This window comes from Streptomyces misionensis, assembly GCF_007896895.1.
In the GTDB taxonomy this organism is placed as follows: Bacteria; Actinomycetota; Actinomycetes; order Streptomycetales; family Streptomycetaceae; genus Streptomyces; species Streptomyces misionensis_A.
This window is the reverse complement of record NZ_VOGW01000162.1, coordinates 1-23,391: the sequence shown is the minus strand read 5'-3', so window position 1 is coordinate 23,391 and position 23,391 is coordinate 1. Positions and strand designations below refer to the sequence as shown.

At 72.4% G+C, this 23,391-nt stretch carries 17 protein-coding genes; 7 read left to right on the top strand and 10 right to left on the bottom strand.

Annotation, left to right across the window (positions count from 1 at the left end):
* The first annotated feature begins 60 nt into the window (after window positions 1–60).
* Complete coding sequence (locus FRZ03_RS26930) at window positions 61–1,710, top strand: M4 family metallopeptidase (protein ID WP_146467728.1); 1,650 nt, start codon at window positions 61–63, stop codon at window positions 1,708–1,710.
* Between the two features lie 53 nt (window positions 1,711–1,763).
* Here FRZ03_RS26930 and FRZ03_RS26925 read toward each other — a convergent pair whose 3' ends face one another.
* On the bottom strand, window positions 1,764–2,240 hold the full coding sequence (locus FRZ03_RS26925) for a CYTH domain-containing protein (protein WP_222443412.1): 477 nt from the start codon (window positions 2,238–2,240) through the stop codon (window positions 1,764–1,766).
* Window positions 2,224–3,006 (bottom strand): HAD family hydrolase, encoded by a 783-nt coding sequence (locus FRZ03_RS26920; RefSeq protein WP_146467727.1) that lies wholly within the window; start codon window positions 3,004–3,006, stop codon window positions 2,224–2,226. Before FRZ03_RS26920 ends, FRZ03_RS26925 begins: the two co-directional genes overlap by 17 nt.
* Before the next feature lie 624 nt (window positions 3,007–3,630).
* Between FRZ03_RS26920 and FRZ03_RS26915 the strand changes: the two genes are divergently transcribed.
* Window positions 3,631–4,185, top strand: coding sequence for a hypothetical protein (locus FRZ03_RS26915; protein WP_146467726.1), 555 nt, complete (start codon window positions 3,631–3,633; stop codon window positions 4,183–4,185).
* 154 nt (window positions 4,186–4,339) lie between these two features.
* The gene (locus FRZ03_RS26910; RefSeq protein ID WP_146467725.1) at window positions 4,340–5,014 is read left to right on the top strand and encodes a class F sortase; all 675 of its coding nucleotides are present in this window, start codon (window positions 4,340–4,342) and stop codon (window positions 5,012–5,014) included.
* A gap of 10 nt (window positions 5,015–5,024) precedes the next feature.
* On the opposite strand, the gene FRZ03_RS26905 is transcribed toward FRZ03_RS26910, so the two are convergent.
* The 5 genes from FRZ03_RS26905 to FRZ03_RS26885 all read right to left on the bottom strand — a co-directional run bounded on the left by FRZ03_RS26905 (window position 5,025) and on the right by FRZ03_RS26885 (window position 12,702).
* Window positions 5,025–5,858, bottom strand: coding sequence for a carbohydrate ABC transporter permease (locus FRZ03_RS26905; RefSeq protein ID WP_146467724.1), 834 nt, complete (start codon window positions 5,856–5,858; stop codon window positions 5,025–5,027).
* Window positions 5,851–6,753: a carbohydrate ABC transporter permease gene (locus FRZ03_RS26900; protein WP_146467723.1), complete on the bottom strand. Its 903-nt coding sequence runs from the start codon at window positions 6,751–6,753 to the stop codon at window positions 5,851–5,853. Before FRZ03_RS26900 ends, FRZ03_RS26905 begins: the two co-directional genes overlap by 8 nt.
* Complete coding sequence (locus FRZ03_RS26895; protein ID WP_186785629.1) at window positions 6,750–8,006, bottom strand: ABC transporter substrate-binding protein; 1,257 nt, start codon at window positions 8,004–8,006, stop codon at window positions 6,750–6,752. Before FRZ03_RS26895 ends, FRZ03_RS26900 begins: the two co-directional genes overlap by 4 nt.
* 332 nt (window positions 8,007–8,338) lie before the next feature.
* Window positions 8,339–11,059 carry a pyruvate, phosphate dikinase gene (gene ppdK, locus FRZ03_RS26890; RefSeq protein WP_146467722.1) on the bottom strand — a complete coding sequence of 907 codons (2,721 nt, stop codon included), beginning with the start codon at window positions 11,057–11,059 and terminating at the stop codon, window positions 8,339–8,341.
* Window positions 11,060–11,472: 413 nt separating this feature from the next.
* On the bottom strand, window positions 11,473–12,702 hold the full coding sequence (locus tag FRZ03_RS26885; protein ID WP_186785628.1) for an ROK family transcriptional regulator: 1,230 nt from the start codon (window positions 12,700–12,702) through the stop codon (window positions 11,473–11,475).
* 139 nt (window positions 12,703–12,841) lie between these two features.
* On the opposite strand from FRZ03_RS26885, the gene FRZ03_RS26880 reads away from it, so the two are divergent.
* Window positions 12,842–14,260, top strand: coding sequence for an MGH1-like glycoside hydrolase domain-containing protein (locus FRZ03_RS26880; RefSeq protein ID WP_146467721.1), 1,419 nt, complete (start codon window positions 12,842–12,844; stop codon window positions 14,258–14,260).
* Entirely contained in the window at window positions 14,257–16,194 is a 1,938-nt protein-coding gene (locus FRZ03_RS26875) for an amylo-alpha-1,6-glucosidase (RefSeq protein ID WP_146467720.1), read from the top strand. Before FRZ03_RS26880 ends, FRZ03_RS26875 begins: the two co-directional genes overlap by 4 nt.
* An 82-nt stretch (window positions 16,195–16,276) precedes the next feature.
* Here FRZ03_RS26875 and dusB read toward each other — a convergent pair whose 3' ends face one another.
* Window positions 16,277–17,407 (bottom strand): tRNA dihydrouridine synthase DusB, encoded by a 1,131-nt coding sequence (dusB, locus tag FRZ03_RS26870; RefSeq protein WP_146467719.1) that lies wholly within the window; start codon window positions 17,405–17,407, stop codon window positions 16,277–16,279.
* 165 nt (window positions 17,408–17,572) lie between these two features.
* Between dusB and FRZ03_RS26865 the strand changes: the two genes are divergently transcribed.
* The gene (locus tag FRZ03_RS26865; protein WP_146467718.1) at window positions 17,573–19,018 is read left to right on the top strand and encodes an MFS transporter; all 1,446 of its coding nucleotides are present in this window, start codon (window positions 17,573–17,575) and stop codon (window positions 19,016–19,018) included.
* Between the two features lie 70 nt (window positions 19,019–19,088).
* On the opposite strand, the gene FRZ03_RS26860 is transcribed toward FRZ03_RS26865, so the two are convergent.
* Both FRZ03_RS26860 and FRZ03_RS26855 read right to left on the bottom strand, forming a co-directional pair.
* Window positions 19,089–20,456 (bottom strand): S53 family peptidase, encoded by a 1,368-nt coding sequence (locus tag FRZ03_RS26860; RefSeq protein ID WP_146467717.1) that lies wholly within the window; start codon window positions 20,454–20,456, stop codon window positions 19,089–19,091.
* A 134-nt stretch (window positions 20,457–20,590) separates the two neighbouring features.
* Complete coding sequence (locus FRZ03_RS26855; RefSeq protein ID WP_146467716.1) at window positions 20,591–21,466, bottom strand: helix-turn-helix transcriptional regulator; 876 nt, start codon at window positions 21,464–21,466, stop codon at window positions 20,591–20,593.
* Between the two features lie 101 nt (window positions 21,467–21,567).
* Here FRZ03_RS26855 and FRZ03_RS26850 point away from each other — a divergent pair, with 101 nt between their 5' ends.
* Window positions 21,568–23,004, top strand: a complete 1,437-nt coding sequence (locus tag FRZ03_RS26850; protein ID WP_146467715.1) for an MFS transporter — start codon at window positions 21,568–21,570, stop codon at window positions 23,002–23,004.
* Window positions 23,005–23,391 lie beyond the last annotated feature (387 nt).

Sequence of the window (23,391 nt, the reverse complement as noted above, 5' to 3'; positions counted from 1 at the left end):
AAATCCAGGGCATCCCGCGTCATCCCCACGCCCCGCCAGGCGCCTTTTCCGAGGAGACAGATGAGCCGGATACGGCAGCACGTCCGAGGAACCCGTCGTCTCGCCACCGCCGGTGTCGCCGTCACCGCCGCGACCCTGCTGGCAGCCGCCCTCTCCCCCACCGCCCAGGCCGCCCCGAGACCCACCCGGGCCGCCGCCGTCGAGCACGCGGCCGCGGCACTCGTGGCACACGCGTCGGGCCTCGGGCTCGGCGCCGCGCAGACCACCCGGGTCAAGGACGTGATCGTGGACGAGGACGGCAGCCAGCACGTCCGGTACGAGCGCACGTACCGGAAACTGCCCGTGCTCGGCGGCGACTTCGTCGTGCATCTCGGGCCCGACGGGCACTATCGCGGCGCGAACCGGGCCACCCGGGCCGCGATCGCGCCGCCCTCGACCACCCCGGAGGTCTCCGCCCCCAAGGCCGCCGGCCTCGCGGTGAATGCGCTGCGCGCGGCCCACCCGGGCGAGCGGCTGCGGCAGGTCGCGGCCGAGCCGCGGCTGGTGGTCGACGCGCTGCACGGCGCCCCGCGGCTCGCCTGGCGCACCGACGCGGCCGGCCTCGACCCGCTCGGCAACCCCGTCGCGCGCACCGTGCTCACCGACGCCCGCAGCGGCGCGCGGATCGACGCCTGGGACGCCATCGAGACCGTCACCGGCGACGGCCGGTCGCTGTACGGCGGCACCGTGCCGCTGGAGACGACGCAGTCCGGATCGTCGTACCAGCTCAAGGACCCGACCCGGGGCAACACCTACACCGGGGACGCGGCGAACAAGACCGACCTGTGCATCTTCGGCATCTGCATCAGCCGCGCCCCCGCGACCCTGTTCACGGACGCCGACAACCACTGGGGCACGGGCAGCACCGCCGACCGCTCCTCGGCCGCGGTCGACGCGCAGTACGGGACCGACGAGACCTGGGACTACTACAAGAACGTGCACGGCCGCACCGGCATCGCGGGCGACGGCAAGGGCTCGTACAACCGCGTCCACTACGGCAACGCCTACAACAACGCCTTCTGGGACGACAGCTGCTTCTGCATGACGTACGGCGACGGCGACGGGACCACCTTCGGCCCGCTGGTGGCGCTGGACGTGGCCGGGCACGAGATGTCGCACGGCGTCACGTCCACGACGGCCGGGCTGACGTACTCGGGCGAGTCGGGCGGCCTGAACGAGGCCACCTCCGACATCCTCGGCACCATGGTCGAGTGGTACGCGAACAACTCCTCCGACCCCGGTGACTACCTCATCGGCGAGCAGATCGTCCGCCCGGGCTTCGGCCAGAAGGCGCTGCGCTACATGGACCGGCCGTCCAAGGACGGCAACTCGGCGGACTACTGGAGCAGTTCGGTCGGCAGCCTGGACGTCCACTACTCGTCCGGCGTCGCCAACCACTTCGCCTACCTCCTCGCCGAGGGCAGCGGCGCGAAGACCGTCAACGGCGTCGCTTACGACTCTCCGACGTACAACGGCTCCACGGTCACCGGCATCGGCCGGGACAAGGTCGGCAAGATCTGGTACCGGGCGCTGACGGTCTACATGACCTCCTCCACCGACTACGCGGGCGCCCGCGCGGCCACCCTCGACGCGGCCAAGGACCTCTACGGCGCCGGCAGCGCGGAGTACAGCGCGGTGGCGGCGGCCTGGAGCGCGGTCAACGTGAACTGAGCGAACGGTGGTCGCCCCGCGCCCGGGCGGGCGCGGGGCGACGGCCGCGGCTCTCAGGGCGCGAGTTCGCCCAGGCCCTCGGTCGCCAGCCGGCGGTTGCGGTACTTCTTGTCGCCGGTGATCTCCGGACCGAACCACTCCGGCGGGCTGAAGGCCCGCGCCGCCTCCTCGGAGGGGAACTCGACCTCGACGGTGCGCAGGCCGGACAGCTCCTGCTCGTACACGTCGACATGGGCGAGGGTGTCGCGCACGGGCACGGAGTGCCGGGTCTTCACCAGCCGGGCACCCGCCGTGGCGGGCCACAGGTCGTCGAACTCCGACTCGGTGAGCGGGAGTTCGACCTCGACCCGGGACAGCTCGCCGTGTCCGTGCTTGACCCCGAGGACGCACCGGCCCGCGATGCGGCGCACCCGTACCTCGGTGCCCGTCGCGGTGACGGCGAGGTAGCCCTGCTCGATGGGCTCGGTCGCCACGGCGGGCGGCACCGGCTCGTCGCCGAGCAGGAACTTGCGCTCAATCTCCAGCGGCACCCGGCACCTCCCTCGTGCCGTGCGCGGCCACCAGGTCCGGCAGCCGGCGCATGTCGGTGAAGACGGCCGTCGCCGTCCCCGTGAGCCATTCGGCCGGGGTGAGGCCGCCCGCGTACCCGAAGGAGCGCATCCCGGCGGCGGCGGCCGCCTGGACGCCGAACCTGCTGTCCTCCACGACGACACAGCGGGACGGCTCGACGCCCATCCGCCGCGCGGCGTGCAGGAAGAGGTCCGGCGCGGGCTTGCCCCGCGCCACCTCGTGGGCGCTGAAGACGCGCCCCTCGAACCGCTCGTAGAGGCCGACCCGGCCGAGGGTGTGCCGCATCTTCTCGTGGCTGCCGCTGGAGGCGATGCACCAGTGCGGGGCCCCGAGTCCCGCGGCCTCCAGGCCGTCCAGGGCCTCGGTGATGCCGTCGACCGCGGTCAGGTCCTCGTCCACCGCCCGGGCGTGCATCTCCCGGAACCGCTCGTCCCAGATCCGGGCGGTCTCGGCGCCGAGGCGCTCGGCGATCTGCTCGCCGATCGAGGTGGTCGAGCGGCCGACGAAGCGGTTCATGACGTCGGACTCGCTCAGCGGCCAGCCCAGTTCGGCGCCCAGGGCGACATGGGTGCGCACCGCGATCGGCTCGCTGTCGACGAGTACGCCGTCGCAGTCGAAGATGACGAGCGAGACGGTCGTGCGGGAGGTGGCGGGCGCGGCGCCGTCCTCGGCGGACTCGGACTCGCCGATGTCGTCCTCCAGATCGATGACCTCGACGTTCTCCATGCTCTCCACTTCCCTCCGCTGGGGGGTGGCCCTCAGCGAGCAACCGGGCGCCTAATCATGGGCATGACAGAGGTTAGCGGCCGCGCGAGGCCCCTGACGCCGCACGGCGAACCGCCGAAGGCTTTGAACGAGGAATGCGATGACTGCGACACCGCGCAGAAGAATCAGGAACTTCTCAGGCCTGTCGCGGCCGGCGTTCCGGTCAAAGAGCCCCCGGTTCCATGGCACCTTCCCCCGAAGGCGCGTCAAAAACTAACCGCGGCCGCATCCGGAGTCAAGATCTTCCTACCGTCGGGGTTCGTTCCGGTTCACCCGGGCGGTACAGATCCGGCGCATGCCCCTCTGGCGGTGCGGACGGCCGGGGCGGGGCCCGGTCACCCGTTCGACCGCTCCCGTCGCTCCATTCGTGTGTTCTTCGTACTTTCTTCTCCCATTTCCCGGCAGACCGCCCCTGACCTGCCGGAACTCCCCGACGGCTACGCCGTACGGGCACCCGGCCCGCCACCCGTTCACCGCAGTCCCGACGATCTCTCGGCAAGCGGATCCGGCCATCACCCCGTTACCTCGGAAGGGCACACAGCACATCAGGCACAGCACATCAGTCGGACAAGCTCGGGGAGCACCATGCGACGCACCGCCCGTCTGCTGACCGGTACCGCGCTCACCGTGGCCACGGCGGCGCTCGCCACCGCGCCCGCCCACGGCGGCGCGCCGCGGCCGGCGGCCCGGCCCTACGGCGCCCCCACGGGCAGCCTGGAGGTGTATCCGGCCACCGCGATCCCGGGCGGCCAGGTCACGGTGAACACCGCCGCGTGCGGGGAGAAGGGCGGCGCGACCGGGGACGCGGGCGCGGTGGGCGCCGGTGTCTTCACCCTGGCGCCGACCACGCACCAGGGCGAGGCGATCGGCCAGTTCCAGGTGCCGCCGAGCGCGCAGCCGGGGACGTACGAGATCGTCGCCAAGTGCGCGGAGGGCAGCAGGCAGGTGACGGGCGACCTGGTGGTGGCCCTGAGCGCGGCGCACGACCAGGTGCAGCCGCGGGGAAGCGTGAAGACGGGGGTCGGCGGCGCACTCGGCCCCGACCCCGTGCAGACCGCGGCGGGCGTGGCGGCACTGGCCGTCGCAGCCGCGGGCGGTACCTGGCTCCTGCATCGCCGGGCGAGAGGCGACGGGATCTGACGGACACCCTCCGCTGTCCGTCCGCCGGTACCGCACGTCCCGCCCCCTCCGGGTCCGATGCCCCTCGCGGCCCGGAGGGGGAGGGGGTCCCGCCGCACCGGGCGGGGCCGCCCCAGGTCCACTGCGGGGGTCCACCCCCGGGAGAGGGGTTGGTATGCGCAGCACACGCCTGCCGGGGAGCCGTGCCCGTGGCACCCGCCGGGTCCGCGGGCGCCGGGCGCGCAGGCTCGGGGACACCGCGATAGCCGCGGTCACCGTCGTGGCCCTGGCCACGGGGGTCTGGCTGCTCGGCGACACCCACGCGCCCCCGCAGCCGACGGCCGCCGAGGGCCGGCCCGACCCCGGCGGACAACGCCTCGCCGCGCCCTCGCTCCCGCCGTCCCCGCCGCTGCGCATCCGCATCCCGTCGATCCGGGTGAACGCGCCCCTGATGGGCCTCGCCCTCACCCCCTCGGGCAGCCTGGACGTGCCGCCCGCGCAGGACAAGAACCTGGCCGGCTGGTACGAGGCCGGCACCATGCCGGGTGAGACCGGCACCGCGATCGTCGCCGGACACGTGGACAACACGGAGGGCCCGGCCGTCTTCTACGACCTCGGCGCGCTCAAGCGGGACGCCCGGATCGAGATCGACCGCCGGGACGGCACCGTGGCCGAGTTCACCGTGGACGCCGTCGAGGTCTACGCCGCCAGCGCCTTCCCCGACCGCAAGGTCTACGGCGCCGCCCGCCGCCCCGAGCTGCGCGTGATCACCTGCGGCGGCGGCTACTCGAAGACCACCGGCTACCAGGGCAACGTGGTCGTCTTCGCCCATCTGACGGGCAGCCGCTGAGCGGCCGGGGTCAGTCGATCCCCGAGCGCTCCACGCCCGCCACGATCCACCGCTGGAAGCACAGGAACACCAGCAGCAGCGGCAGGATCGACACCGCCGCCGCGACGAACAGCTCGTGCAGCCGCACCACTTGGGCGGTGGTGAAGGAGGACAGCGCCACCTGGACCGTCCAGGCGCTCTGGTCCTGCCCGATCACCAGCGGCCACAGGAAGGAGTTCCAGGCGCCGAGGAAGACGATGGTGCCGACCGCCGCGAACACCGGCCGCGCGTTCGGCACGACCACCAGCCAGTACGTCCGCCAGTAGCCGAGCCCGTCGACCTGCGCCGCGTCCTCCAGTTCCCTGGGGAAGCCCAGGAAGTACTGCCGGAAGACGAAGCAGGCGAACGCCGAGAACAGGGTCGGCACGATCAGGCCGCGCAGCGTGGAGATCCAGCCCAGGGTGGACACCAGCACGAAGCTCGGGACGAAGGTGACGGCGGCCGGGACCAGGAGGGTGCCGAGGATGCCGTAGAACACCTTGTTCGCGTGCCGGTAGGGGATGCGGGCGAGGCCGTACCCGGCGAGGGAGGCCAGCAGCAGGGTGCCGAGGGTCGTGGCGACGGCGATCAGCGCGGAGTTGAGCAGCGAGCGGGCGAACGGCACGGACGGGTCGTCGAACAGCTCCCGTACGTTGCCCCACCGCACCTCGCCCGGGAAGAGGGTCCAGGAGGGCGAGGTGATGTCCCGCTCGCTGGACAGCCCGTTGCGGACCAGCAGGTAGAAGGGGATCAGGAAGAGCAGCGCGAGCACCACGAGCAGCACCGCGCGCAGCGCCCGTCCGGCCCGTACCAGGGCGTCATCCATCGGCTTCCGTCCTTCCCAGCCGCAGCCAGCGCGCCTGCCCCACGGTGACGACGGCGATGATCAGCGCGAGGATCACGGCCCCCGCGCTGCCGAGCCCCAGGTTCTGCCCCTGCCCGAGGGCGGTGTAGTAGAGGTAGACGAGCGGCGGGCGGGCGTACGGCGGGTAACCCCGCGCGTCCGACAGCAGGTTGTAGAACTCGTCGAAGGCCTGGAAGGCGTTGACGACGAGCAGCAGCGCCACCGCGACCGAGGTGGCCCGCAGCTGGGGCAGGGTGATGTGCCGCAGCACGGTCCAGCCGGGCCGGGCCCCGTCCACGGCGGCGGCCTCGTAGAGCACCGGGTCGATCCGCTGGAGCCCGGCGAGGAACAGGATCATGTAGAACCCGGCCTGCAGCCACAGCCGTACGGTCACGATGACCAGCCAGTACCACGGCGGATCGGTGGTCGACAGCCAGGCCACGGGGTCGGTGTGGAACCAGCCGAGCAGGGTGTTGGCGAGCCCGAACCGCACCCCGTTGAAGATCGACATCTTCCAGATCAGGGCGGCCACGACGTAGCTGCACGCGGCGGGCAGGAAGAACACCGACCGGAAGAAGGCGCGGGCCCGCCGCACCCGGTTGACCATCAGGGCGAGGGCGAGGGACAGGGCGAAGGTGACGGGCACGATGAACGCGGTGAAGACGAGGAACGTGCGCAGGCTGCCGGTGAACGCGTCGTCCCGGAGCATCGACACGTAGTTGTCCAGGCCGACGAAGTGCGTGGGCGTCACGGTGTTGTGCGCGTCGAAGAAGCTCAGGCCGACGCTCCACAGCAGCGGAACGTAGGTGAACAGCGCGAGCCCGATCGTGAATGGGCCCACGAAGACCCAGAACCACAGGACCCTTCGGCGCCTCACGACGTGTGCGTGACGCGGTCGAGTTCGGCGGACACCTTCCGTACGACGGTGCGCAGTTCGTTCTCCGGGTTCGCCCCGTCCTTGATGATCCGGCTGAGCGCGTCCTGGTAGGCGACCTGGCTCGCGGGGGTCCACAGCAGCGGCTGGGCGTAGCCGTGCTCGGTGGTGAACCGCACGGCGTCGGCGGCGGCGCCGGTCCGCAGCTTGGCGGCCTTCTTGGCGAGGGAGATCCGGGCCGGGATGTGGAACCCGTAGGAGAGGGCGAAGTCCTCCTGGTAGTCGGTCCGTTCGACCCACAGCCACTTCACGTACTCCTTGGCGGCCTCCTTGTGCCTGCCGCGCGCGCTGACGGCGGCGCCGTACGCCCCGACGGGCACGGAGGGCCGGCCGGCGGCGCCGTCCTTGGGGAACGGCAGCACCCCGAAGTCGTCGCCCAGTTCCTTCTGCACCTGCGGCAGCGCCCACAGCCCGGACCACTGCATCGCGGTCAGCCCCTGGAGGAAGGCGGACGGGTCGGACCAGTCGGCGGGAGCGCCCAGCAGCAGGGACTTCTCCGCGTACAGCCGGCGCAGCTTGCCGAGGGTGCGGGCGGCGGCCGGATCGTCGAAGCCGGCCTTGCCGTCCTCCGTGACCAGCCGGAGTCCCGCCGCGTACAGGGGAGTTCCGCCGAGCACGCCCGCGCCCCCGTCGTTCCCGAGGAAGAGCCCCTTCACCTTCCTGCTGGTCAGCTCGCGCGCCGCGTCCACCAGTTCGTCGAGGCTCTCGGGCGGCCGCACCCCGGCGTCGGCCAGCAGACTCTTGCGGTAGTAGAGCATCTGCATGTCGATGGTCTGCGGAATCCCGTAGACCCGCCCCCGGTACGTCTTGGGCGCGAGCACGGCGCTGTTGAAGTCGTCCTTGACCCCCGCCACCAGCTCGGTCAGGTCCTCCACCTGCCGGCCCTGGATCTGGTCGAGGGAGGGCCCGTTGACCTCGAAGACATCGGGCCCGGAGTCGGTGAGCAGCGCGGCGGCGGTCTGCCGGTCGTAGTCCCCCGGCCGCCACTGCACCGTGACGTGCGCCTTCTTGTAGGCGGCGGCATACCGCTCGACGGCCTGCTCGGTCCCCGGCTCCCCGTACTGGTGATACCACTGCGCGAGCGCCGTCCCGCCCGAACCCCCGCCGCCACGCCCGGTGTTGGACCCGCACGCGCTCACCACCGCGACCCCGGCCCCGGCACCCGCGCCCAGCAGCGTCCTGCGGCTGATCGTCATGCTCTTCCCCCTGACGTCGGTCCTCAACGCACGGCCCAACGATCAACCATGCGCGGCGATTACGAAAGGGGTGTTACTGCGGTGTGTCACTCGGGACGGACGGTCTGTGACGCGACGGGCGGCCCGCCGTGGCCTCGATGCCGCACGCCGAACGCCCTGCATCGGCCGACCACCGGCGGACCGGGGTCCGGGGCGGTCCCCGCGGGGAACGCGCCGAGGGGCGGCACCCCCGCACAGGGTGCCGCCCCTCCTTTTTCGTGGGCCGGGACCGCCGTCGATCGGATGAGGGTCGGGGACCGACGGCGGGCCCGGGGTCCGGGTCCCGGCCGGGATCAGCGGTGGTCGCTGCCCGTGGACTGCGTCGCGGCGCGGCCCGCTTCGAGGCGGGCGACCGGGATGCGGAAGGGGGAGCAGGAGACGTAGTCGAGGCCGGCCTCGTGGAAGAAGTGGACCGACTCCGGGTCGCCGCCGTGCTCGCCGCAGACGCCGAGCTTGAGGTCGGGCCGGGTGCGCCGGCCGGCCTCCGCGGCGGCCTTCACCAGGGAGCCCACGCCGTCCTTGTCGATGGTCTCGAAGGGGGAGACGCCGAAGATGCCCTTCTCCAGGTAGGCCGTGAAGAAGGAGGCCTCGACGTCGTCGCGGCTGAAGCCCCAGACGGTCTGCGTGAGGTCGTTGGTGCCGAAGGAGAAGAACTCAGCCGCCTCCGCGATCTGCCCGGCGGTCAGCGCGGCGCGCGGCAGCTCGATCATCGTGCCGATCGCCAGCTTCAGCTCCGTGCCCGTGGCCGTCTGCACCTCCGCGATGACCTTGTCGGCCTCCTCGCGGACGATCTCCAGTTCCTGGACCGTGCCCACCAGCGGGATCATGATCTCCGCGCGCGGGTCGCCCTTGGCCGCCTTGCGCTCCGCGGCCGCCTCGGCGATCGCGCGGACCTGCATGGCGAACAGGCCGGGGATGACCAGGCCGAGGCGGACGCCGCGCAGGCCCAGCATCGGGTTCTGCTCGTGCAGCCGGTGCACGGCCTGGAGCAGGCGCAGGTCGTTCTCGTGCGGCTCCTGGCGGGACTCGGCCAGGGCCACCCGTACGGAGAGTTCGGTGATGTCGGGCAGGAACTCGTGCAGCGGCGGGTCGAGGAGGCGGATGGTGACGGGCAGCCCGTCCATCGCCTCGAACAGCTCGACGAAGTCCTTCTTCTGGAGGGGCAGCAGCTCGGACAGGGCCGCCTCGCGCTCGGCCGCGGTGTCCGCGAGGATCAGCTTCTCGACCATCTCGCGCCGCTCGCCGAGGAACATGTGCTCGGTGCGGCACAGGCCGATGCCCTGGGCGCCGAAACGGCGGGCGCGCAGCGCGTCCTCGGCGTTGTCCGCGTTGGCCCGCACCCGCAGCCGGCGCTTGCGGTCGGCGAAGGCCATCATCCGGTGCACGGCCTCGACCAGCTCGTCGGCGTCGTCCGCGCCCGGGTGCATCCGGCCCTCGAAGTACTCCACGACCGGCGACGGGACCACCGGGACCTCGCCCAGGTAGACCTTGCCCGTGGAGCCGTCGATGGAGATGACGTCGCCCTCCTCGACCACATGGCCGCCGGGCACCGTCATCCGGCGCCGCTTGGTGTCGACCTCCAGGTCCTCCGCGCCGCAGACACAGGTCTTGCCCATGCCGCGGGCGACCACGGCCGCGTGCGAGGTCTTGCCGCCGCGCGAGGTGAGGATGCCCTCGGCCGCGATCATGCCGTCGAGGTCGTCGGGGTTGGTCTCCCGGCGGACCAGGATGACCTTCTCACCCGAGCGGGACCACTTGACGGCGGTGTACGAGTCGAAGACCGCCTTGCCGACGGCCGCGCCCGGCGACGCCGCGATGCCCCGGCCGACCTGCTCGACCTTCGCCTTCTCGTCGAAGCGCGGGAACATCAGCTGGGCCAGCTGGGCGCCGGTGACGCGCTGGAGCGCCTCGGTCTCGTCGATCAGGCCCTGGTCGACCAGCTGGGTGGCGATGCGGAAGGCGGCGCCCGCGGTGCGCTTGCCGACCCGGGTCTGGAGCATCCACAGCCGGCCGCGCTCGATCGTGAACTCGATGTCGCACAGGTCCTTGTAGTGGTTCTCCAGCGTCTCCATGATCTGCATCAGCTGGTCGTACGACTTCTTGTCGATCTGCTCCAGCTCCGCCAGCGCGACGGTGTTGCGGATGCCCGCCACGACGTCCTCGCCCTGGGCGTTCTGGAGGTAGTCGCCGTAGACGCCCTGGTGGCCGGAGGCGGGGTCGCGGGTGAAGGCGACGCCGGTGCCGGAGTCGGGGCCGAGGTTGCCGAAGACCATCGAGCAGACGTTGACGGCGGTGCCGAGGTCGTGCGGGATGCGCTCCTGGCGGCGGTAGAGCTTGGCGCGGTCGCCGTTCCAGGACTCGAAGACGGCCTTGATGGCGAGGTCCATCTGCTCGCGCGGGTCCTGCGGGAAGTCGCGGCCGGCCTGCTTCTTGACGATCTTCTTGAAGGTGGTGACCAGCTTCTTCAGGTCCGCGGCCTCCAGGTCGGTGTCGACCGTGACCTTCTTGGCGGCCTTGGCCGCCTCGAGCGCCTCCTCGAAGAGGTCGCCCTCGACGCCGAGGACGGTCTTGCCGAACATCTGGATGAGGCGGCGGTAGGAGTCCCAGGCGAAGCGCTCGTCGCCGGCCTGCTTGGCCAGGCCCTGCACCGACTTGTCCGACAGACCGATGTTGAGGACCGTGTCCATCATGCCGGGCATGGAGAACTTGGCGCCCGAACGGACCGACACCAGCAGCGGGTCGTCAGCCTGGCCGAGCTTCTTGCCCATGCGGGCTTCGAGGGCGTCGAGGTGCGCACTGACCTCGTCACGCAGTGCCGTCGGCTCCTCGCCGCTCTCCAGGTAGACCTTGCAGGCCTCCGTGGTGATGGTGAAACCGGGAGGAACCGGGAGACCCAGGTTGGTCATCTCGGCGAGGTTCGCGCCCTTGCCACCGAGGAGGTCCTTGAGGTCCTTGTTCCCCTCGGTGAAGTCGTAAACGAACTTCGCTGCGTGGGGTGCTTTGTTTTCCGACACGGGACTCGACTCCTTGAGGCCACGGTGGCTGCCCTGACGGCGAGGAACATACCCAGATCGAAGGCACATGGGTACGTCCACTTGCGCGTCATGCGCATGTAACCACTCGTCCGCCAGCGGATCGAAAGTCAAAGCTTGGCAAGCTCGACCACGGTTATGTCTTCACTTCTTGAACGCAAACTCACTCGGAAGCTCGGTTTGACGCTCAGATGAGCGACTGCTTCCACGATTGAGTTCGATCGATGAACGATCAAAGGGTGGCACCCAGTGCCACCCTTTGAGAAGTGCAGCCGCCATTTGTCTGCTCATATGAGCGCAACCCTTATCAGGGGTGGTGAGAATCACGCTGCCACAGAGCCCGGGATTTCACCATCCGGACCGCCCTGTGGACCGCCTCGCGGACCGCGCCCCCGTCACACCCCGAGCGCCCGCAGCCGCTCCTCCACCCGCTCCGGCGCGTACAGGTGCTCCACCACCAGGGCCCCCGCTCCGATGAGCCCGGCGCGCTCCCCCAGCCGGGAGGTGACCACGTCCAGGTGGGCCGTTGAACGCGGCAGCGCCCGCTGGTACAGCAGCTCCCGCACCCCCGTGAGGAACGGGGTTCCGGCCAGGTCGCCCGCGATCATCAGCACACCCGGATTGAGCAGCGTGACCACGGTCGCCAGCACGTCGCCGACCCGGCGCCCGGCCTCCCGGGCCAGCGCCGCCGCCTCCGGGTGCCCGGCCGCCAGCAGCTCCCGCACGTCCGAGCCGGAGGCGGCCGGCACCCCGGAGGCCGCGAGCCTGCGGGCCACGGCGCCCCCGCTCGCCACCGCGGCGAGACAGCCGTACGAACCGCAGCGGCACAAGGCGTCCGTGCCCACCCTGATGTGCCCGATGTCGCCCGCGCCGCCGTCGACGCCCCGGTAGATCGAGCCGTCGACCACCACCCCGGCGCCTATCCCCGTGGACACCTTCACCAGCACGAAGGCCGCGCAGTCGGGGTGGCCGGCGCGCTGTTCGCCGTAGGCCATGAGGTTGGCGTCGTTGTCCACGAGGACCGGGACCGGCGCCGCCCCGGTGTGCTCGGTGAAGGCCCGGGAGAGGCGGCCGGTTATGTCGTAGCCGTCCCAGCCGGGCATCATCGGCGGCTGCACCACCCGGCCGGTCTCCCTGTCCACCGGGCCCGGCACCGCGAGCCCGATCCCGCACACCTCACCCGCGCGCCGCCCGGCCTTCTCCAGCAACGCCCCGCACCAGCGCCCCAGTTCGGCCAGCACCGGCTCCGGCCCGTCCTCGATCACCAGGGTGCCGGAGTGCTCGGCCAGGATCTCGCCCGTCAGCGAGAGCACGGCGGCACGGGCGTGCCGGGTGTCCAGGTCGGCGGCGAGGACGACCGCGTGGGAGCCGTCGAACTCCAGGGTGATGGACGGGCGTCCGCCGAGCGGGGAGCCGACCGGGCCGCCGGCGCCCTCGCGCAGCCAGCCGGCCCGGAACAGCCGGTCCAGCCGCTGGCCGACGGTCGCGCGGGACAGTCCGGTCGCCTCCTGCAGCGCGCCCCGGGTCACCGCCCGCCCGCGGCGCACCAGTTCGAGCAGATCACCGGCGCCCGCCTGACTGCCGTTCCTGGTGTGGTTCCCGGTTCTGCTCGGTCGTCCGGCCATGCGCACCCCCTCTTGTGTTTCCCAACCCTGCATTACATAGTGGGTTTTGCGTGTTAAATAGGCGTAACTCGACGACGGCCACGACCGAACCCGAGGGTCCTGCGGCCGTCCGGACACCATCGTCTCCGGGGAGCCCCGAGTGGACCGCACCGCCCAACTCATCGCCCGCGCCGCGCAGCACGAGTCCCGGTGCCGCCTGTGCAGCCGGGCCGCCCGGGTACTGGACGCCAACTGGACGGGCAGCTCGACGGTCCCCTCCCGCCGTCTGTACCCGCACCAGTGGTCCTGGGACTCGGCGTTCATCGCGATCGGGCTGCGGCACCTGTGGCCGCTGCGCGCCCAGACCGAACTGGAGACGCTGCTGGCCGCCCAGTGGGCCGACGGGCGCGTGCCGCACATCGTCTTCAACCCCTCCGTCCCGCCCGGCGCCTACTTCCCCGGCCCCGGCTTCTGGCGCTCCGCCACCGCCGGACGCGCCGCGGGCGCTCCGCGCACCGTACAGACGTCGGGCATCGTGCAGCCACCGGTGCACGCGCTCGCGGCCTGGCTGGTGCACCGCGCCGACCCCGGTCTGTCCGCCGCCCGGGGCTTCCTCGCCCGGGTCTACCCGCGGCTGGCCGCCTGGCACCGCTATCTGCTGCACCGCCGGGACCTGGGCGGCGGCGGCCTGGTGTGCGTCGTCCACCCCTGGGAGCAGGGGATGGACAACAGCCCCTGCTGGGACGCCCCGCTCGCCCGGATCACCCCGGCCCCGGCCCGCTCCTTCCGCCGCGCCGACCTCGACCACGGCGCGCCCGAGGACCGGCCGACGGACCTGGACTACGGGCGGTACGTGCGGCTGGCCGCCGACTACCGGGACGCCGGGTACGCCGACGGGCACGGCGAGTTCGCCGTCGAGGACCCGGCCTTCAACGCCCTGCTCGTCGCCTCCGAACACGCCCTCGCGCTGATCGCCTCCGAGCTCGGCGCGACCGCCACCGCCCGCCACGCCCGCGCCGAACGGCTGACGGCGGCGCTGGTGGACCGGCTGTGGAGCCCGGAGGCGGGGATGTTCCTGTGCCGGGACCTGCGCGGCGGCGGCCTGCTCCCGGAGCGCGGCGTCGCCGGCCTCGTCCCGCTCCTCCTGCCCTCCCTGCCCCGCGAGTTGGCCGCCCCGCTCGTCCGCACGCTGACCGGCCCCCACTTCGGGCTCGGCTCCCGCACCCGGCTGGTGCCCAGTTACGACCTGCTCGGGGAGGCGTTCGACCCGCACCGGTACTGGCGGGGACCGGCCTGGTTCAACACCGGCTGGCTGCTGGAGCGGGGCTTGCGGCTGCACGGCGAGCCGGCGACGGCCGACGCGCTGCGCGGAGCGCTGCTGGAGCTGGCCGAGGCGACCGGCTTCGCGGAGTACGTCGACCCGTTCACGGGCGAGGCCTGCGGCGCGAGCGGCTTCGGCTGGACCGCGGCCCTCGCACTCGACCTGCACCAAGAGCTTCTCAAGCGCCCGTCACAGGGCGTGTCCAAGACAGGCACCGGCACGTTCGACACAAGTGACGAGGGAAGGGACCGGGGATGACCGACCGGCATCATCTGCTCGTGCACGGCGCGACGTTCGCCGCCGTGGGCGAGCGGGGCGACATCAGCGGGGTCCGGGGCGGCGGCTCCCCGGACGGACTGTTCGTGCGCGACGCCCGCCATCTCAGCCGCTGGCAGCTCACCGTGGACGGCGCGGTGCCCGAGGTGCTCACGCCGGTCGCGGACGGCGGCACCGCGCGCTGTGTCCTCGTCCCGCGCGGCGGCCGGCCGGAGCCCCCGGCGCACACGCTCTTCCGCGAACAGGCGGTCGGTGACAGCTCGTTCGTGGAGACGGTGCGGGTGACCAGCAACCGCCCGGTGCCCACCACCATCCGGCTGGCCATCACCGCCGACGCGGACTTCACCGACCAGTTCGAGCTGCGCCCGGACCACCGCACCTACGTCAAGGCGGGCGCCCTGCGCTCCCGGGTCGTCATGGACGACGGCATCGAGTTCACCTACCGGCGCGCGGAATGGCGGTCCTGCACGACCATCACGGCCGACCCGGCGCCGGACGCCGTGGAGGAGACCGGCACCGGCGCCCGCCGGCTGGTGTGGACGCTCCAGCTGCCCCCGCACGGCACGCGGGAACTCGTGCTGCGGGTGATGGCCCGCCCGCACGGCGACCGGCGCGCCCTGCGCGTGCCCCGCGACCCGGCCGCCGTGCACGGCCAACTCACCGCCGAGGAGAGCGCGTTCGTGGAGGGCGTGGCCTTCCCGACCGGCTGGCCGGAGCTGGCCGCGGCCTGCGCGCGCGGCCTCACGGACCTCGCGGCGCTCCAGATCCCGGCCACCGGGCCGGACGGGGAGGAGCTGCGGGTGCCGGCCGGCGGTGCCCCCTGGTACCTGACGCTGCTCGCCCGGGACGCCCTGCTCACCTCGCTGTTCGCGCTCCCCTACCGTCCCGGGCCGGCCGCCGGCACCCTCCTCGCGCTCGCCGCGACCCAGGCGACCGGCGGCGGCGTCTCCGGGGCCGCCCAGCCGGGCAAGATCGTGCACGAGGTACGGCACGGCGAGCTGGCGCACTTCGGGCAGGTGCCGTACGGCCGTTACTACGGCTCGGTGGACGCGACGCCGCTCTTCCTGATCCTGCTCGGCGCCTACACCGAGCGGACCGGCGAGGCCGCCCTCGCCCGCCGGCTGGAGCCGCACGCCCGCGCCGCCGTCGCCTGGATGCTGGACCACGGCGGCCTCACCTCCCGCGGCTACCTCGTCTACCGCGCGGACGAGGGCGGCCTCGCCAACCAGAACTGGAAGGACTCCCCGGGCGCGATCTGCTGCGCCGACGGCACCCGGCCCAGCGGGGCGGTGATGGCCGCGGGCGCCCAGGGGTACGCGTACGACGCGCTGCGCCGCACGGCGTGGGTGGCGCGCACGGTGTGGTCCGACGGGGCGTACGCGGCGCTGCTGGAACAGTCGGCCGCCGATCTGCGCGACCGCTTCCAGCGGGACTTCTGGCTGGCGGACCGTTCCTTCCCGGCGCTGGCCCTGGACGGCGAGGGGCACCGGATCGACGCGCTGGCCTCCGACGCGGGGCACCTGCTGTGGACCGGTCTGCTGGACAAGGAGTACGGCGAGGTGGTGGGCCGCCGGCTGCTGGAGCCCGACTTCTTCTCCGGCTGGGGCGTGCGCACGCTGGCCGCGGGCCAGCCCGCCTACCACCCGCTCTCGTACCACCGCGGCTCGGTCTGGCCCCACGACAACGCCCTGATCGCCCTCGGCCTGGCCCGCTACGGCCTGCACGACGAGGCCCGCACCATCGCCCACGCCCTGGTCGACGCCGCCACGGCGGGCGGCCACCGCCTCCCGGAGGTGCTGGCCGGCTATCCGCGCTCCACGCACCCCGAACCGGTCCCCTACCCGCACGCCTGCACCCGCGAGTCCCGCTCGGCGGCGGCGCCACTGGCGCTGCTGACGGCGGTGGGGGGCGCCTGAGCCGGGGCGGGAGCGGCGCCGGACGGCCGGACGGCCGGACGGGACCGAAGAGCGGCGCGGGACAGGGCAGGCGGGCGGCGGCTCAGCCGCCCGACGTGTCCAGTTCCGCTTCCGCGCCCACGCCCGCGCAGTCGTACGGGTCCTTCAGCCAGCCGTCCGGCAGCACCACCCGGTTGTTGCCGGAGGTCCGGCCGCGCGGGCCGTCCGCGCCGGCGGGCCACTCCTGGTCGAGGTCGAGTTCGTCGAGGCCGGCCCGCAGTTCTTCCAGGGACGAGGTGATCGCGAGGCGCCCCCGCATCTCGGAACCGACGGCGAAGCCCTTCAGGTACCAGGCGACGTGCTTGCGGAAGTCGATCACGCCCTTGGACTCGTCCCCGAGCCACTCCCCCAGCAGCCGCGCGTGCCGCACCATCACGTCGGCGACCTCCCGCAGCGTGGGCCGCTGGTGGTCGGTGCGCCCCTCGAACGCGGCGACGAGGTCGGCGAACAGCCACGGCCGGCCCAGGCAGCCCCGGCCCACGACCACTCCGTCGCAGCCGGTCTCCCGGACCATCCGCAGCGCGTCCTGCGCGGACCAGATGTCGCCGTTGCCGAGCACGGGGATCTCGGGCACGTGCTCCTTCAGGCGCGCGATGGCCGACCAGTCCGCGGTGCCGCCGTAGTGCTGGGCGGCGGTACGGCCGTGCAGCGCGATCGCCGTCACGCCCTCCTCGACGGCGATGCGCCCGGCGTCGAGGTAGGTCATGTGGTCGTCGTCGATGCCCTTGCGCATCTTCATGGTCACGGGCAGGTCGCCCGCGCCGGAGACCGCCTCGCGCAGGATCGCCCGCAGCAGGTTCCGCTTGTACGGCAGCGCCGAGCCGCCGCCCTTGCGGGTCACCTTGGGCACCGGGCAGCCGAAGTTCAGGTCGATGTGATCGGCGAGGTCCTCCTCCGCGATCATGCGGACGGCCTTGCCGACGGTCGCCGGGTCCACGCCGTACAGCTGGATCGAACGCGGGGTCTCGCTCGCGTCGAACCGGATCAGCTGCATGGTCTTCTCGTTGCGCTCGACCAGCGCCCGGGTCGTGATCATCTCGCTGACGAACAGGCCTTTGCCCCCGCTGAACTCCCGGCACAGGGTGCGGAAGGGGGCGTTGGTGATGCCCGCCATGGGTGCGAGCACCACGGGCGGCGTCACGGCGTGCGGGCCGATGGTCAGCGGGTGGGTCATCAGACGGCTCCGGAACGGCTGTACAACGGAAAGAACGGCGTGGGACAAGAACCCATTGTCCCTCACCGGCCGCGATGCCCGGCCCTCGGATGCCCCGGATCCGCCCGGGACCGTGTAATAGTCATTAGTTAGACGCACTATCGAAATCGGCGTACGATGACGGCTATGCCAGAGTTGAGTCACCGCAGGCGCATGCTCGTGCTTGCGATCTGCTGCATGAGCCTGCTGATCGTGAGCCTCGACAACACCGTGCTGAATGTGGCACTGCCCTCCATGCAGCGCGATCTGCACGCCACCACCTCGGGTCTGCAGTGGACCATCGACGCGTACACCCTCGTCCTCGCCTCGCTGCTGATGCTGGCGGGCTCCACGGCCGACCGGATCGGCCGCAAGCGCGTCTTCATGGCCGGGCTCACGGTCTTCACCATCGGTTCGGTGCTCTGCTCGCTCGCACCGAACCTGTCGCTGCTGGTCGTCTTCCGCATGATCCAGGCGGTGGGCGGCTCGATGCTCAACCCGGTCGCGATGTCGATCATCACCAACACCTTCACCGACGCCCGTGAGCGCGCCCGCGCGATCGGCGCCTGGGGCGCGGTGGTCGGCATATCCATGGCCGCGGGCCCGCTGGTCGGCGGGCTGCTCGTGCAGTCCGTGAGCTGGCGCGCGATCTTCTGGATCAACCTCCCGATCGGCCTCGCGGCCCTGCTGCTCACCCTCCGCTTCGTGCCGGAGTCCCGCGCCCCCAAGGCCCGCCGTCCCGACCCGGCCGGGCAGGTGCTGGTCATCGCCCTGTTCGGCGCGCTGACGTACGGCATCATCCAGGCCCCGGAGTCCGGTCTCGCCTCGGTCGCGCCGTACTTCGTGATCGCCGTCGCTGCCCTCGCGGCCCTGCTCTGGTACGAGCCGAGGCGTGACGAACCCCTCATCGACCTGCGCTTCTTCCGCTCCGCTCCGTTCAGCGGGGCGACCGTGATCGCCATCTGCGCCTTCTCCGCGCTCGGCGGCTTCCTGTTCATGTCGACGCTGTACCTCCAGAACGTGCGCGGCCTCGACGCCCTGCACGCGGGCCTGTGGATGCTGCCCATGGCCGTGCCGACCTTCCTGTGCGCGCCGCTGTCCGGCCGGCTGGTCGGCACCCGCGGCCCCCGGGTGCCGCTGCTGATCGCCGGTACCGCGATGACCGTGAGCGCCGTCCTGTTCGCGCTGTTCGAGGCGGAGACCTCGAACGTCACCCTGTTCCTCGGCTACGTCCTGTTCGGCGTCGGCTTCGGCTTCGTCAACGCGCCGATCACCAACACGGCCGTCTCCGGCATGCCCCGCACCCAGGCCGGCGTCGCCGCCGCCGTCGCCTCCACCAGCCGGCAGCTCGGCCAGACCCTCGGCGTCGCGGTGATCGGCGCCGTGCTCGCCTCCGGCATCGGCGCGTCGTCCTACCGCACCGCGTTCGTCTCCGCCGCCCGTCCCGGCTGGTGGATCCTCACCGTCTGCGGTGTCGCGGTGCTGGTCCTGGGCCTGCTCACCAGCGGCCGCTGGGCCCACCGCACGGCCGAGCTGACGGCGCAGCGGCTGGAGACGACGGAGATCCGGCAGACGGTCGCCGCCGGCCGGTAGCGGTCCCCGCACGGCGAAGCCGGCCCGGGTACGGAACCCGGGCCGGCTCACTCGTGTCCGGACGGCCGCCTCAGTGGCGGGCGGCCTTCGCCAGCGCCGCGACGAAGGCCGGCGCGTCCACCGTGCCGACGCCGGTGGCCATGTCGTAGCCGTCGACGGCCTGGTAGCCGGTGACGCCCGCGTAGCTGTTGTCCGTGCCGTCGTTGACGTCCACGACGCCGGTGCCCTTGTGCTTGGCCAGGCTGTAGAGCGCCGCGTTGATGTCGCCCACGCGGTGTCCGGCCACCTGGTCGGCGAGGGCCACGATGCCCGAGAAGAGCGGGCTGGCCTCGCTGGTGCCGCCGTAGACGTCCCAGCCGACCGCGGTCGGGTCGTAGCTGGAGTACACCCAGGCACCGCCGTTGACCGCGGCGGCCATCGAGACGTCCGGGGTGCCGCGGCGGCTGCCGACGGCCTTCTTCACGCCGTTCTGGAAGTCAGGCCGGGTGAAGACGTGGGACTGACCGCCGCCGCCCGCGCCGTAGTCGTTGTAGACGCTGTCCGGCGCGATCCGCCTGCCCTGCTCGTCCAGGTGCAGCTGGGTGCCGCCGACGGAGGTCACCAGCGGGTCGGCGGAGGGCCAGGAGTTGACCCGCTCCTTGTAGTAGCCCTTGCCGTCCGCGGTGCTGTCGGTGGCGCCGCCGTCACCGGAGGAGGCGAGCACGGTCACGTGCTTGCGGGCCGCGTCCTCGAAGGCGTACCGCAGGCCGCGGATGCTGGAGAAGTCGCCCTTGTCGAAGCCCGGGAAGGTGTTCTCCGTCGCGCCGAAGCTCTGCGTGATGACATCGCCGACACCGTGGTCGATCAGGGACTTCTCGGCGCTCATCATCTCCGGCAGACCGGTGACGCCCTCGGTCTCGGCGACGCCCGTCTCCACCAGGACGATCTTCGCGCCCGGCGCCACGGCGTGGGCCATCTCGACGTCCAGGGTGGACTCGCCGGCCCAGCCCGTCATGTCGGAGTTCTTGGGGTCGAAGGGGGGCACCTTGCCCCACTTGACCACGTCGACCTTGGTGCTCGGCATGCCGAACTGCTTGCTGTAGACGTCGAGGTCGTGCTGGATCGTCGGGGAGCCGAACGAGTCGACGATGACGATCGTGCGCCCCTTGCCGGTGACGCCCTTGCGGTACAGCGAGTCGAGGTGGTACGCGGTGCGGTACTGCAACGGGGTGTAGCAGTTGATGTGCCACTTGGCCTGGCACTGCGCGATGGAGATCGGGCTGTCCACGTCGTGGGCCAGGGTGTGCCCGGCGACGGCCGGAGCCGCGAAGGTGTGCGGCACGGCGGCGGGGGCGGCGGCGACGCCTGCGGGGGCGGCGGTGGCCAGCGCGGCGGCGACGAGGGCGGCGGCGGTCGCGGTGGCGGCCGCGACGCCTCGCCCGGTACGGGCTATGTGCATGAAGTCCCCTGAGAGATCCGGTGACGACCGAAGTGGTCGTGCGCATCCCATCGGGCGAGTCATGCACAGGACAACCCAGTTGAACCGCAGATGTCGAACCTTTTACCGAAAGCCCACCCGCCCCCGGCGGTCCGTCAGCTCCCCTGCGCCAGCAGGTGGAGCCGCTCCAGACGCTCCCGCGTCTCGTCGTTCCGCGGCGTGTACGTCACCATCCGGAAGCCCGCCTCGGGGGCCAGCCACAGATCGGTGTGCTCCAGCGTCAGGCGGCCCACATAGGGGTTGATGAACTCCTTGGTCCTGGACCGGTGGCGCACCACCTCGTAGCGCTCCCAGTGCTCCCGGAACACCGGCGACTCCTCCAGCCGGGCGAGCAGCATCTTCCAGGCCGGTTCCCCGAGATGACCGGCGAGGGAGGCGCGCAGCCGGGCGGCCATCAGCCGCCGGCTCTCCTCCAGGTGCACGATCGCCGCCTGCCAGTCGGCGTTGGTGTAGGCGAGCAGCACGCAGTTGCGGTCCTCCGGCGCGATCGCGTCCAGGTCGCCCATGAGGCGGCCGTAGGTGCGGTTGTAGGCGACGATGTCGTACCGGCTGTTCTGCACGGCGGCCGGGATCGGTTCGAGGCGCTCCAGCATCTCCCGGATCGCCGGGGTCACGCTCGGACAACTCGCCGCGGGCGACGGGTCGTTGGCGCCGGCCAGCTGGAACAGGTGGGCGCGCTCGCTGGCGTCGAGCCGCAGGGTGCGCGCGAGGGCGTCGAGCACCTGCACGGAGACCTGGATGGGGCGGGCCTGTTCGAGCCAGGTGTACCAGGTGACGCCGACCGCGGACAGGTGCGCCACCTCCTCGCGGCGCAGCCCCGGCGTCCGCCGACGGGGGCCGCGCGGCAGCCCGACCTGCTCGGGACTGATGCGCTCGCGCCGGCTGCGCAGGAAGGCGGCCAGTTCGTGCCGCCGGATCTCCGCGCCCTTGACGGTGGTGTCCTGCTGCCGGGCGGTGACCGTGCTCGTCATGCTTCCAGGGTGCCGGTACGGTCATCCTGTTTCCAGGTACTCCTGGTACCAGGATGAGGACACTCTGGTACCCGTCTGGGCCGGACCGCAGGCTCGATGGCATGAGTGAGACCATCACCGTCGACGCCGTACGCCGGGCGACCGCGCCGCCCGCGCTCGGCGCGCTCGGACTGTTCACCGTCCTCCTGGCCGCGGCGCTGCCGCTGGTCGACTTCTTCATCGTCAACGTGGCCCTGCCGACCATGGGCGCCGACCTGCACGCGAGCGAGGCCGTCCTGGAGCTGGTGGTCGCGGGGTACGGGGTGGCGTACGCCGTCCTGCTCGTGCTCGGCGGCCGGCTCGGGGACCTGTTCGGCCGCCGCCGGCTGTTCCTCGGCGGCATGGCGGCCTTCGGGCTGACCTCGCTGGCCTGCGGACTCGCGCCCGGCCCCTGGTCACTGGTGGCCGCGCGGGTGGCGCAGGGCGCCGCGGCCGCCGCGATGCTGCCGCAGGTCCTCGCCACCATCCAGTCCGCCACCCGGGGCGCGCGCCGGGCCCGGGCGATGAGCCTGTACGGCGCCACGGCCGGCCTGGCCATGGTGGCCGGGCAGATACTCGGCGGGGTCCTGGTCGCCGCCGACATCGCCGGTTCCGGATGGCGCGCGGTGTTCCTGGTCAACGTGCCGGTGGTGGTCCTCGGGCTGATCCTCGCCGTGCGGGTGGTGCCCGAGACCCGCTCGCAGCACCCGGAACCCGTCGACGGGCTCGGTACCGTGCTGCTCGGGCTGTCCCTGCTGGCGCTGCTCGCCCCGCTCGCCGAGGGCGAGGCGACGGGCTGGCCCCTGTGGACCTGGCTGTCGCTGGCCGCGTTCCCGTTCGCGGCGGCCGCCTTCTGGCTGGTGGAGCGGCGGGCGGACCGGGCGGGGCGGACCCCGCTGGTGCCGCCGAGCCTGCTGGAGCTGGTGTCGCTGCGGCGCGGACTGGTGCTGATCGTGCCGTTCGCGGTCGCCTTCAGCGGCTTCATGTTCGTGATCGCGCTGGCGCTCCAGGAGGGCGCCCGGCTCGGTCCGGTGCCGGCCGGGCTCGCGCTGGCGCCGATGGCCGTGGCGTTCCTGTTCACCTCCCTCGCCGGTCCCCGGCTGATCGGTCGCTACGGCACCCGCGTGGTCAGCGCCGGGTCCGTCGTCCAGGTCGTCGGCGTGCTGCTGATCGCGCTCGCCGTCCGGCACGGGTGGCCGCACCTGGACGTGGTCGCGCTGGTGCCGGGGATGGCCGTGGCCGGGGCCGGTCAGGCGCTCCAACTCCCCAACATCATGCGGATCGTGCTGTCCGAGGTGCCGCCGGCCCGGGCCGGGGTGGGCGGCGGGGTGATGGTCACCGCCCAGCAGTCGGCGCTCGCGCTGGGGGTGGCCACGCTGGGCACGCTGTTCCTCGCCCTGGTCCCGCACCTGGGCATGCGCGACGCCCTGCTGGTCACGCTGCTCGCGCAGGTGGGCGGGATCGCGGTGACCGGGCTGCTCGGACTGCGGCTGCCGCGGGCGGTCGGGGAGCTGCCGTAGGGCATCCGCGAGACGTCGGTGAGCCGTCCGTGAGGGGCGGCCCCGCGAAGCCCCTGTCGGCGCCCGCCGGGTCACTACCCGGACCCCGCCGCATGGCGCAACCCGGGACAGGGTCGCCACCGCTCCCCCCGGGCCGGGAAAGGGCCTTCGGAAAACTCCCGCAATACGCCCCTGACCTGCGTGTACACAGATCACCAAGGGCGGTCACGGAGCGCTTCGAGTGGCCGACGGAGCGAAGTCGGGTCAGCCTGGATGACGTCCGATCGAGCGACGATCGAGCGACAGGAGAGAACCATGACCTCCGTACTCCGCCACCACCGCTACGGCCGCGCGCTGGGCACCGGCGCCCTCACTGTGGCGCTGCTCACCGGCGGTACGGCCGCAGCC